The 11771-nt window shown below is 69.9% G+C and carries 6 protein-coding genes and 1 riboswitch; of the genes, 3 read left to right on the top strand and 3 right to left on the bottom strand.

Annotated features, from left to right (window positions below):
- Positions 1-107: 107 nt before the first annotated feature.
- Entirely contained in the window at positions 108-6509 is a 6402-nt protein-coding gene (gene pulA / locus ATL42_RS08765; protein WP_098455016.1) for a pullulanase-type alpha-1,6-glucosidase, read from the top strand.
- A gap of 33 nt (positions 6510-6542) precedes the next feature.
- Here the strand turns inward: pulA and purU are convergent, their stop codons facing one another.
- Positions 6543-7421, bottom strand: coding sequence for a formyltetrahydrofolate deformylase (gene purU / locus ATL42_RS08760; RefSeq protein WP_098455015.1), 879 nt, complete (start codon positions 7419-7421; stop codon positions 6543-6545).
- Between the two features lie 81 nt (positions 7422-7502).
- On the opposite strand from purU, the gene ATL42_RS08755 reads away from it, so the two are divergent.
- The gene (locus ATL42_RS08755) at positions 7503-8048 is read left to right on the top strand and encodes a GNAT family N-acetyltransferase (protein WP_245862355.1); all 546 of its coding nucleotides are present in this window, start codon (positions 7503-7505) and stop codon (positions 8046-8048) included.
- A 37-nt stretch (positions 8049-8085) separates the two neighbouring features.
- Here ATL42_RS08755 and ATL42_RS08750 read toward each other — a convergent pair whose 3' ends face one another.
- Positions 8086-8892 carry an ATP-binding cassette domain-containing protein gene (locus tag ATL42_RS08750; RefSeq protein ID WP_245862352.1) on the bottom strand — a complete coding sequence of 269 codons (807 nt, stop codon included), beginning with the start codon at positions 8890-8892 and terminating at the stop codon, positions 8086-8088.
- Positions 8889-10118 carry an ROK family transcriptional regulator gene (locus tag ATL42_RS08745; RefSeq protein ID WP_098455014.1) on the bottom strand — a complete coding sequence of 410 codons (1230 nt, stop codon included), beginning with the start codon at positions 10116-10118 and terminating at the stop codon, positions 8889-8891. Before ATL42_RS08745 ends, ATL42_RS08750 begins: the two co-directional genes overlap by 4 nt.
- 74 nt (positions 10119-10192) lie before the next feature.
- A riboswitch (ZMP/ZTP riboswitch) is annotated at positions 10193-10315 on the top strand.
- 120 nt (positions 10316-10435) lie between these two features.
- Here ATL42_RS08745 and glyA point away from each other — a divergent pair.
- On the top strand, positions 10436-11728 hold the full coding sequence (glyA, locus tag ATL42_RS08740) for a serine hydroxymethyltransferase (RefSeq protein ID WP_098455013.1): 1293 nt from the start codon (positions 10436-10438) through the stop codon (positions 11726-11728).
- The last annotated feature ends 43 nt before the right edge of the window (positions 11729-11771 follow it).

Here is an 11771-nt window from a genome sequence, read left to right as displayed (position 1 = left end):
GCGGTTGCGGATCGATCGCGTGCAAGATTGCCGCATCTCGTTGCTGCAAGTTGCAGAAATGGGTACAGTCTTCGCATCACGCTCCGGTGATCGACGAGGGAGTCGACATGTTCGTCAGCGCAACGCAGCGCGCCCGCAGGGTGGCCTCCGCCCTGACCGCACTCGCCGTCGGGGCCGTCGGCCTCGCGGCGATCGACCAGGCCGCGCTCGCGCCGGCCGCAGCCGAGACCCGCAGCCTCGCGCTCGTCGGCAGCCTCCAGAGCGAGATCGGCTGCTCTGACGACTGGCAGCCGGAGTGCGCGGAGAGCGAGCTCGCGCTCGCACCTGACGGCACGTACACCGGTGAGTTCTCGCTCCCCGCCGGGACGTACGAGTACAAGGTCGCAGCGGACGACGCCTGGGACGAGGCCTACGGGCTCGACGGCGGCACAGAGAACATCCCCCTCACGCTCGCCGGGACCACGACGATCCGCGTCGTCTACGAGGACGTGAGCCACCGCACAGCGCTGGTCCCGCTCGATCTCGCCGGCGCCTACACCGAGGCTGACGACGCCCTCGTCGCGCCGCCCGTCCGTCAGGCCGGAGGCGACGAGCAGTTCTACTTCGTCCTCACCGACAGGTTCGCCGACGGCGACACGACGAACAACACCGCGGGCCTCGGTGACGACCGCCTCGTCTCGGGCTACGACCCCACCGACAAGGGCTTCTACAACGGTGGCGACATCGCTGGTCTCCACGCCAACCTCGACTACATCGACGGCCTCGGGACAACAGCCCTCTGGCTCACGCCCTCCTTCAAGAACAACCCCGTCCAGGGGGTCGGGGAGAACGCCTCGGCCGGGTACCACGGGTACTGGGTCACCGACTTCACGCAGATCGACCCGCACCTGGGCACGAACGCGGAGCTCGAGGCGCTCATCGACGACGCGCACGCGCGCGGCATCAAGGTGTACTTCGACATCATCACCAACCACACCGCGGACGTCATCGACAACGCGCAGGGCACGTACGACTACATCGACCAGGCGACGGCGCCCTACACGGACGACGCGGGGACCGCGTTCGACCCCGCCGACTTCGCGGGCACCGGCACCTTCCCCGCGCTCGACCCGGCGACGTCCTTCCCGCTCACCCCGGTCGTCGCACCGGAGCAGACCGCGGCGAAGTCTCCGCAGTGGCTCAACGACGTCACGCTCTACCACAACCGCGGGAACTCGACCTGGACCGGCGAGTCCGTGACCTATGGCGACTTCGACGGGCTCGACGACCTCATGACCGAGGACCCTCGCGTCGTCGACGGCTTCGTCGATGTCTACGAGGCCTGGGTCGACCTCGGCATCGACGGGTTCCGCATCGACACGGTCAAGCACGTGAACATCGAGTTCTGGGAGACCTGGACGCACGAGGTCCTCGACTACGCCCGTGCGCACGGCAAGCCTGACTTCTTCATGTTCGGCGAGGTGTACGACGCCGACGCCGCGAAGCTCTCGCCCTACGTCCGCACGACCGACATGAGCTCGGTCCTCGACTTCACCTTCCAGGCGGCCGGATCGGGCTACGCCAAGGGATACACCGCGAAGGGCCTGGCTTCGCTCTTCGCGTCCGACGACATGTACACGACGCCGTCGACGAGCGCCGACGCTCTGCCGACGTTCCTCGGCAACCACGACATGGGCCGGATCGGGTACATGGTCGCCGGGTCGGGCAGCCCTGAGCAGCGCTCCGCACTGGGGCACTCCCTCATGTACCTCACTCGTGGGCAGCCGGTCGTCTACTACGGCGACGAGCAGGGGTTCGCGGGTGCCGGGGACGGCAAGGACAAGAACGCCCGGCAGTCGCTGTTCGGGACGCAGGTCGACGAGTACGCGTCGCAGCCGCTCCTGGACGGGACCACGCTCGGGACGCAGAACCGCCTCGACACCGGCTCGGTGCTCTACGAGCACATCGCGGGCCTGGCCCGGCTGCGTGCTGACCATCCTGCGCTGAGCAGCGGCGCGCAGATCGAGCGGTACGTCGAGGACGGCGCCGGTGTCTATGCCTTCTCTCGGGTGGACCGCACGGAGAAGGTCGAGCACCTCGTCGCGCTCAACAACACCACCGACGAGCGGACGGTGACGATCACCTCGCTCACGCCGGACGCCGAGCTCGCGCCGCTCTACGGCACGACCACGCCGCTCACGACGGACGCCTCGGGTGCCGTCTCGGTCACCGTGCCTGCGCTCGGTGCAGTCGTCTTCGTGGCTGACCGTCCTGTCGCGGCCACCGCGACGCCGACGCTCACGGTGGCTGTGCCTGCACCGGGAGCCGGGCTCGAGGGCGTGACGCCGGTGAGCGCGACGATCGAGGCCGACCGGTGGGCCGAGACGAGCTTTGCGTACCGCACCGTCGGCGCCACGGGCTGGACGCCTCTCGGAACGGCTGAAGACACGACGCCGCGCGTCTTCCACGACACGTCGGGCCTGGCGGACGGCACGCTCCTCGAGTACCGCGCGGTGACCACCGACGCAGCGGGGCAGCACGCAGCTGCATCGACCTACGCGAGCGTGGGCAGCTCTGTCGCCGGAACCACAGGGCCGGTCCCGGACCCGGGCGCCCTCACGGTGACGGTGCCGGGCAGCCACAACGCGGCGATGGGGTGCGCGAGCGACTGGGACGTCGCGTGCACGAGCGCACAGCTCTCGGAGCGCCCTGACGGCGTGTATGCCGGGACGTTCTCTCTCCCGGCAGGCTCGGAGTTCGAGTACAAGGTCGCGGTCGGTGGCACCTGGGACGTCAACTACGGCGTCGGTGGTGTCCTGGGCGGCGCCGACGCGACGTACACGGTCCCCGCGGACGGTTCCGTGACGTTCTACTTCGACCCCGAGACCCACTACTTCACGACGAGCGCCGACGGCCCGATCATGACCCTGCCCGGGTCCTACCAGGACCAGGTCGGCTGCGCCGCGGCGTGGTCGCCGGACTGCCTGGCGACGTGGCTCCAGGACCTCGACGGCGACGGGGTGTTCACGTACTCGACCGATGCCCTGGCGACCGGGACCTACGAGGCCAAGGTCTCCGAGAGCCTGTCGTGGGACGTCAACTACGGTGTGGGAGGGGCGTCAGGCGGCGCCAACTACAGCTTTGCAGCATCGGCGGGCAAGCTCGTCGTCTTCTCCTACGACCCGGGGAGCCACGTGCTGACCGTCGACGTCACCGACCCGCCGTTCCCCGGCACAGGGCAGGCTCGTGCGCACTGGCTCGCCCAGGGGCTGCTCGCCGTACCCCGTGACCTCCTGCCGACGGGCTCCGACCCGGCAGCGCAGACGTGGGCGCTGCACCACGCCCCCGACGGTGGGATCGAGGCGGTCGACGGCGAGGTCGTCGTGCCGGACGGCGCGAGCGTCCCGCTGGCGTACGACCCGGCCGGTCTCCCAGCCGACGTGGTGGCGCTCTTCCCGGCGCTGGCCGACTCCGTCGCGCTGCGGACCGACCTCGACCGCGCGGCCGTCGAGGCGGTGCTCACGGAGGAGGTGCAGGTCTCTGCAACCGGTGCAGACGGGGCGCTCGCCGCCCTCACCGCCGTGCAGGTGCCCGGCGTCCTCGACGACCTCTACGGCGACGCTGCTGCGGACGCGGAGCTCGGCCTCACCTGGACCGACGGGGCACCCACGTTCACGGTGTGGGCCCCGACCGCGCGCTCTGCCGCTCTCCTGGTGTGGACCGGCGACGGGACAGGCGCGGGGGAGAGGATCTCCATGGTTCGCGGCGACGACGGCACGTGGTCCGTCGCCGGGAGCGCCGACCTGCAGGGGGCGCAGTACCTCTACGACATCGAGGTGTACGTGCCGACGACCGGCACGGTCGAGCACAACGAGGTCACCGACCCGTACTCCGTGGCGCTAACGACGAACTCCACCCGCTCGGTCGCGACAGACCTTGCCGACCCGGACTTCCAGCCGGACCTCTGGGCCACGACTCCCGCGCCGCTCGTGGAGCGCGCGGTCGACCGCAGCATCTACGAGCTGCACGTGCGGGACTTCTCCATCGGCGACGCCACCGTCCCCGAGGCAGAGCGGGGCACGTACAAGGCGTTCACCCGAGACTCCGACGGGATGGAGCACCTGCGCGAGCTCGCGTCCGCCGGCCTCAACACGGTGCACCTGCTCCCGACCTTCGACATCGCGACCATCGAGGAGGACCGCAGCGCCCAGGCGACGGTCGGCGACCTCAGCGGGCTCGCCCCAGACTCGACCGAGCAGCAGGCCGCGGTCACCGCGGTGGCCGAGACAGACGGCTTCAACTGGGGCTACGACCCGTACCACTTCCAGGTGCCCGAAGGCTCGTACGCGACGACGGACGCCCAGGCGGGTGGGGCGCGCGTCGCCGAGTTCCGGTCGATGGTCGGTGCGCTGCACGGCAGCGGGCTCCAGGTCGTGCTCGACCAGGTGTTCAACCACACCGCGTCGAGCGGGCAGGCCGACACGTCGGTTCTCGACAAGGTCGTCCCCGGCTACTACCACCGGCTCGACGCCAACGGCTCGGTCCAGACGTCCACGTGCTGCCAGAACGTCGCGACCGAGCACGAGATGGCGCAGAAGCTCATGGTCGACTCCGTCGTGCTGTGGGCACGGGACTACCACGTGGACGGCTTCCGCTTCGACCTCATGGGCCACCACTCCGTCGAGAACCTCCTCGCGGTGCGCGCTGGTCTCGACGAGCTCACTCTCGAGGACGACGGCGTGGACGGCTCGTCCGTCTATCTCTACGGCGAGGGCTGGAACTTCGGTGAGGTCGCGGACAACGCGCTCTTCACGCAAGCGACCCAGGGCCAGCTCGGCGGCACCGGCATCGGGACGTTCTCGGACCGGTTGCGCGACGCCGTGCACGGCGGCAGCCCGGTCGACGGTGGCTCGCTCTTCCAGCAGGGCTTCGGGACAGGCCTCGCGACCGACCCGAACGGACAGCCGACCAACCTGGCTGACCCGACGGTCGTCAACGACGGGTCTGCCGCAGAGCTGGCGGACCTCGCTCACCAGAGCGACCTCGTCCGGCTCGGCCTGGCAGGCAACCTCAAGAGCTACTCCTTCCTCACCTCGGCCGGCACCGTCCAGCAGGGGGACGAGCTCGACTATCGCGGCTCACCGGCGGGGTACGCAGACGAGCCGGGCGAGGTCGTCTCGTACGTCGACGCTCACGACAACCAGACGTTGTTCGACATCCTCACGCTCAAGCTCCCCGTCGCCACGACGATGGAGGACCGGGTGCGGATGAACACGCTCTCCTTGTCGATGACCGCGCTCGCGCAGACGCCGTCGTTCTGGCACGCCGGCACCGACCTCCTGCGCAGCAAGTCTCTCGACCGGGACAGCTACAACTCCGGGGACTGGTTCAACGCGATCGACTGGACCGGGCAGACGAGCACGTTCGGGGTCGGGCTCCCGCCCGAGGGCAAGAACGGCGAGAGCTGGTCGCTCTATGCCCCGCTGCTCGCCGACCCTGCGCTCCAGCCCGGAGCCGAGGACATGGCTGCGTCCTCGGCGGCGGCCCAGGACCTCCTCCGCCTGCGGTACTCGACGCCGCTCTTCCGTCTCGGTGACGCAGGCCTCATCACCGAGAAGGTCACGTTCCCAGGCTCTGGCCCTGCGGCCACCCCCGGCGTCGTGGTCATGCGTATCGACGACACCGTAGGCACAGACGTCGACACCGACCTCGACGGTGTCCTCGTGGTCTTCAACGCGAGCCCGGAACCGGTGACCCAGACCGTCGACGGCCTGGCGGGGCACGAGCTCACGCTCTCGAGCGTGCAGGCGGCAGGCGCGGACAGCGTCGTGCGGCAGACGGCGTGGAGCACGGAGACCGGGACCGTGACTGTCCCGGCGCGGAGCGTCGCCGTCCTCACCGAGGCACACGCGGCGGCTCCCGGCGACGGAGCCCCGGGAGACGGCACCCCCGGCGACGGCACGCCGGGCGACGGCACGCCGGGCAGCGGGGGCCCTGGGGACGAGAACCCCGGGAACGGCACCCCAGGGCACGGAAGCCCAGGCACGGGCACACCAGGCACCGGCGCACCCGAGAGCGGGGCCCCGGGCGCAGGGACCCCCGGTCACGGGACGCCCGGTACGCCGGGCAAGGGCACCATGTCGGTGCGGAGCACGACCATCGCTGCCGGAGGGCGTCTCGAGCTCACGGCATCGGGCTTCACCGGCGGCGAGATCGTCCAGGTGTGGCTCCACTCCACGCCCCAGCTCTTGGTGGCGCAGACGGCCGCTGCAGACGGAACGGTGACCGTGTCCGTCACCATCCCGCGTGACACGGCGGCGGGTGTGCACACTGTCCGCCTCGTGGGGCTCACCTCAGGGGTGGAGGTGTCCCAGGAGGTGACCGTCGTACCCGGCGCCGGGTCGCCAGGCTTCCTCGGGACGACCGGATTCTCTGGCGGGATCGTCGCGGTCGGGATCACGCTCCTGCTCGGGGGCGCCGCGGTCGTCCTCGTGGTGCGCGCACGGCGGCGCGCGCACGCCGAGGCGTGACCGACGCCCGTCAGGACGAGCGGGCACGCACCGTCAGCGGAACACGACCGTCCGGTGGCCGTTGAGCACCACTCGGTGCTCTGCGTGCCACCGGACCGCACGGGAGAGCACACGTCGCTCGACGTCCTGGCCCAGCGCGACGAGGTCCTCGACCGTGCGGGTGTGGTCGACCCGCTCGACGTCCTGCTCGATGATCGGGCCCTCGTCGAGGTCGCCGGTGACGAAGTGGGACGTCGCACCGATGAGCTTCACGCCTCTGTCGTGCGCCTGGTGGTAGGGCTTGGCGCCCTTGAAGCTCGGCAGGAACGAGTGGTGGATGTTGATGACCTGGCCGTGGAGCGTGCGGCACAGGTCGTCGGAGAGCACCTGCATGTACCGGGCCAGGACGACGAGCTCGACGTCGAGCTCGCGCACGAGCGCGAGGAGGGCCGCCTCCGCCTCCGCCTTGGTCTCCCGGGTGACCGGGAGGTGGTGGAAGTCTTTGCCGTAGAACGCTGTCAGCGCCTCGAGGTCGCGGTGGTTCCCCGCGACTGCGACGACCTCGATCGGCAGTCCCTCGGTGCGCTCGCGGAAGAGGAGGTCGTTGAGGCAGTGCGCGGCCTTGCTCACCATGACGAGGGTGCGGACGGGGCGCCCGACCACGTCGAGCGTCCAGGTCATGGAGAAGGTCGACGCGAGCGCGTCGAGCGCGTCGGTGAGCTCCTCGCGGGACGCCGACGACCGGACCTGCACCCGCATGAAGAAGAGGTCGGTGTCGGGGTCCCCGAACTGCTGGGACTCCGTGATGTTCCCTCCGTGCTCGGCCAGCAGGCCGGCGACAGCGTGGACGATGCCCGGGCGATCGGGGCAGGAGAGGGTCAGCACCCAGTGGCTGGAGGCGTCGGAGAGTTCAGGGAGGGGGAGCGTGGTCACCCCACAAGGTTAGTGCCGTGCCCGTGGACCTCATCCCGTCGCCTCACTCCGAGGCGTTCGGAAGTCTGAGATCATGGACCCATGAGCGCCCTAGACATCACCATCGGACTTGTGACCGACGACGCTGCCGGTGAGCTCCTCACGTTGCGTCGTGCGGCGTTCGTCACCGAAGCACAGGTCTACGGGGACCCGAACATCCCGCCGTTGACCCAGACGCTCAAGGAGGTGCGTGCCGACCTTGCCTCTGACGGGGTCGTCACGCTCGGTGCGTGGGCAGGGACGCGACTCGTCGGGTCCGTGCGTGTCGAGATCGAAGACGACAAGGCGACGCTCGGCAGGCTCGCTGTCGCTCCCGATCTCCAGGGAAAGGGCATCGGCACGCAGATGATGTTCGCGGTCCTCCCGCACCTCCCGGAGGAGACCACGGAGATCTGGGTCTTCACGGGCAAGGACTCGAAGCAGAACCTCGCGATGTACCAGAAGGCCGGGTACGAGCACCAGCACGACCAGGTCGCCGGCGACCTCACCTATGCCTACCTCCGCAGGATCCTCGGCGACGCCGGCGACCCTGAAGAGACGGACGAGGAGCAGGCAGGCGCGGCGGTCGAGGAACGCTCCGGCGTCTAGCCGACGCTCGCACGGACAGCCGGCCGGGTCGATCGGTTCAGTCGCCGTGCGGTGGCACCAGGCGCCGAGGAGCCACGTCGGTGGCGCCGGTGATGGCCGCGATGATCTCCTCGTAGCTCACGTCTGCCGTGTGGAACGTGCCGTTGTTGCGCCCGAGGCGCAGGACCGCGATGCGGTCGGAGACCGCTTGGATGTCGGCCATGTTGTGGCTGATGAGGACCACGGCGTGCCCGCTCTCGCGGAGCCGCCCGATGAGGTTGAGCACCTCGGCGGCCTGAGACACCCCGAGCGACGCGGTCGGCTCGTCGAGGATGACGACCTTCGGCTTGCCGAGCAGCGAGCGAGCCACGGCGACCGCCTGACGCTGGCCGCCGGAGAGCTGTGACACCGGCGTCCGCACCGAGGGGAGCCGGGCGGAGAGCGTCCGGAGCAGGCGGATGGCCTCCTGCTCCATGTACCCGTCCGCGAGGAACGGGCCGTTCAGGGCCTCGTGGCCGAGGAACAGGTTGCCGACGATGTCGAGGTTGTCGCACAGGGCGAGGTCTTGGTAGACGGTCGCGATCCCGAGGCTCTGTGACGCACCGGGCGACGGAAGAGTCACGGTGCGGCCCTCGAAGACGACGGTGCCTCCGTCCTGGGGGTGCACTCCGGCCATGACCTTGACGAGCGTCGACTTCCCGGCCCCGTTGTCGCCGACGATCGCGACGACCTCGCCTGCGTGGACATCGAGGTCGACGTCCGTGAGGGCGTGGACGGCGCCGAACCGCTTGGAGATCTTCTGCAGCGACAGCACAGGGCGTGGCTCGGTCTTCAGGGGGGCCGTGGTCTTGTCGGTCTCGGTCACCGGTCCGCCTTCGTCGTCTCGTAGCTGAAGGTCGGGACCTCCAGCGCGGTCGCACCCACGTCGGCGTGGATGCCGGCCTTGTCGATCGCGTGCGCGATCGCGCCGCGGATCTCTGCGTCGTCCCCGAGCGTCCCGGTGACGATCTCTGTCGACTCGGCGACGCTGGCGAGGGCGCTGCGCTCTACCGTGTCACGCATCGGGTCGAGCAGGATGTCGCCGGTGCGGGCGAACTCTCCGCCGACGATGATCCGGGTCGGGTTGAGGAGGTTGCAGAGGTTGGCGACGGCCGCGCCGATGTGGTGGCCGGCGTCGGCGATGACGCGCTGGCAGCCGGGGTCGCCCTCGATCGCCAGGTTGATCATGTCGCGCATCGTGAGCACCCCGTGGCTGCCGCGCAAGGACTCGAGGAGCACGTGCGCCCCGGCCTGGGTCTCGAGGCACCCGCGGTTGCCGCACCTGCAGATCGGCCCGTCGTCGTCGGTGGTCGTGTGCCCGATCTCGCCGGCAGTGCCCTGCGCTCCGGTGTAGACCCGACCGTCGATGATGATGCCGGCACCGATCCTCTGGGAGACGCGGACGTAGACGGCCTGCTGGCAGCCTTGCGCCGCACCATAGCGCAGCTCGCCGAGCGCGCCCAGGTTGGACTCGTTCTCGACGTAGACCGGTCGGCCGACGCGCTTGCGCATCACCTCTGCGACGGGGACGTTGTCCCAGCCCCGGAGGATCCCGGGTGTGCTCACCGTGGCGCGCCGGGCATCGATCGGAGCCGGGAGACCGATCGTCACGGCGAGGACGTCCGAGCTCATCGCGTCGACGGACTCGAGCATGTCGGCGATGAGCAGGGCCGCGCGGTCGAGCCCGGCGTCGGCACGGTGGTCATTGCCGAGCGGGAGCCTGTGCTCGGTGACGATGGTGCCGCTCGCGTCGGCGAGGGCCACCCGCATGTGCCGGAGCGCGACCTGGACGCCCACGACGAGCCCGAGGGTCCGGGCGAGCGTCACGTGCTGCGCGCGACGCCCGCTGCGTGTGCTCGGCGTGGTGTGGACGATGCCCGCGACAGCGAGCTCCTTGACGATGTTCGAGACCGTCGCGGGCGACAGCCCCGTCGCGCCGGCGAGCTCGACCTGGGTCAGCCCGCCGTAGTGCTTGATCGCCTCGACGATGCGAGCCCGGTTGGATTCGCGAAGCGAAGACTGCGACCCCGGCGTCGCTTGCTTTGCGTTCACGAGGAGAAGACTAGCCTGCGGGTCGGCACAGGCGTGAGACGGCCTTGGTCAGCGCACGCCGTGGTGCAGTAGAGTTTCCCTGTCGTGACTGGCGCAACCTGCAGCGACCTGCCGTGAGCAGGCGTGAGGGCTTGGTGGACCACCACCGGGGAGCGACGCTTTCTTCAGACTTCGGGTCGTTCGCCTGGGCCCCGGGTCACCACACACGTGTGTGCGGTGCCCGGACGATCTCGACCGGGCACGGCCCGCACAGCAGATGCCCGACTGCGCAGGTCCCCGACGGGATCAGCCTGCCGCCTCACGCTGCAAGGAGAAGAATGACTGCCCAGACAGACACCACCGTGATGAACAAGGGCCTCGCCGAGGTCGACCCAGAGATCGCCGCAGTCCTCGACGGCGAGCTCGATCGTCAGCGCGACACCCTCGAGATGATCGCGTCCGAGAACTTCGTGCCTCGCGCCGTCCTCGAGGCCCAGGGCTCCGTCCTGACGAACAAGTACGCCGAGGGCTACCCCGGCAAGCGCTACTACGGCGGGTGCGAGCAGGTGGACGTCGCCGAGACGCTCGCGATCACGCGTGCGAAGGCGCTCTTCGGTGCCGAGCACGCGAACGTCCAGCCGCACTCCGGCGCGACCGCCAACGCGGCCGTGCTGCACGCCCTCATCAACAAGGGCGACAAGATCCTCGGTCTCGAGCTCGCCCACGGCGGTCACCTCACGCACGGGATGAAGATCAACTTCTCCGGCAAGCTCTACGAGGTCTCGGCCTATGGCGTCGACCCTCAGACGCACCTCGTCGACATGGACAAGGTGCGTGAGACTGCGCTCGCGACCCGCCCTGACGTGATCATCGGCGGCTGGTCCGCCTACCCGCGCCACCTCGACTTCGCGGCGTTCCGCTCGATCGCCGACGAGGTCGGCGCGAAGCTCTGGGTCGACATGGCGCACTTCGCAGGTCTCGTCGCTGCAGACCTGCACCCGAGCCCGGTCCCGCACGCTGACGTCGTCTCATCGACGGTCCACAAGACGCTCGGCGGACCGCGCTCCGGGTTCATCCTCTCGCGCGAGGCGTACGCGAAGAAGATCGACTCTGCGGTCTTCCCGGGCCAGCAGGGCGGTCCGCTCATGCACGTCATCGCCGCGAAGGCCGTGTCCTTCAAGATCGCCGGCTCGGAGGAGTTCGCCGAACGGCAGCACCGCGTGCTGCGCGGGGCGAAGATCATCGCCGAGCGCCTCGTCGCGCCGGACGTCGCTGCTGCTGGCGTCTCGGTCCTCACTGGCGGGACGGACGTGCACCTCGTGCTCGTCGACCTGCGCGCGTCTGTCCTCGACGGACAGCAGGCGGAAGACCTCCTGCACGCGGTCGGCATCACCGTGAACCGCAACGCCGTCCCGTTCGACCCGCGTCCTCCGCGCGTCACGTCGGGCCTGCGGATCGGGACGCCCGCGCTCGCGTCGCGCGGCTTCGGCGACGCCGAGTTCACCGAGGTCGCGGACATCATCGCGACCGCGCTCAAGGACGGCCAGGCGACGGACGTCGACGCGCTCAAGGCGCGCGTCGACAGGCTCACTGCCGACTTCCCGCTGTACCCGCAGCTGCACCAGTACTGACGAGCGCGCGCGACCGCTGGGACACGCCGCCCAGGACGCACCA

The sequence above is a fragment of the Sanguibacter antarcticus genome (assembly GCF_002564005.1).
Classification (GTDB): Bacteria; Actinomycetota; Actinomycetes; order Actinomycetales; family Cellulomonadaceae; genus Sanguibacter; species Sanguibacter antarcticus.
The sequence above is the reverse complement of the archived record's forward strand: the minus strand, read 5'-3'. Positions and strand labels throughout refer to the sequence as shown.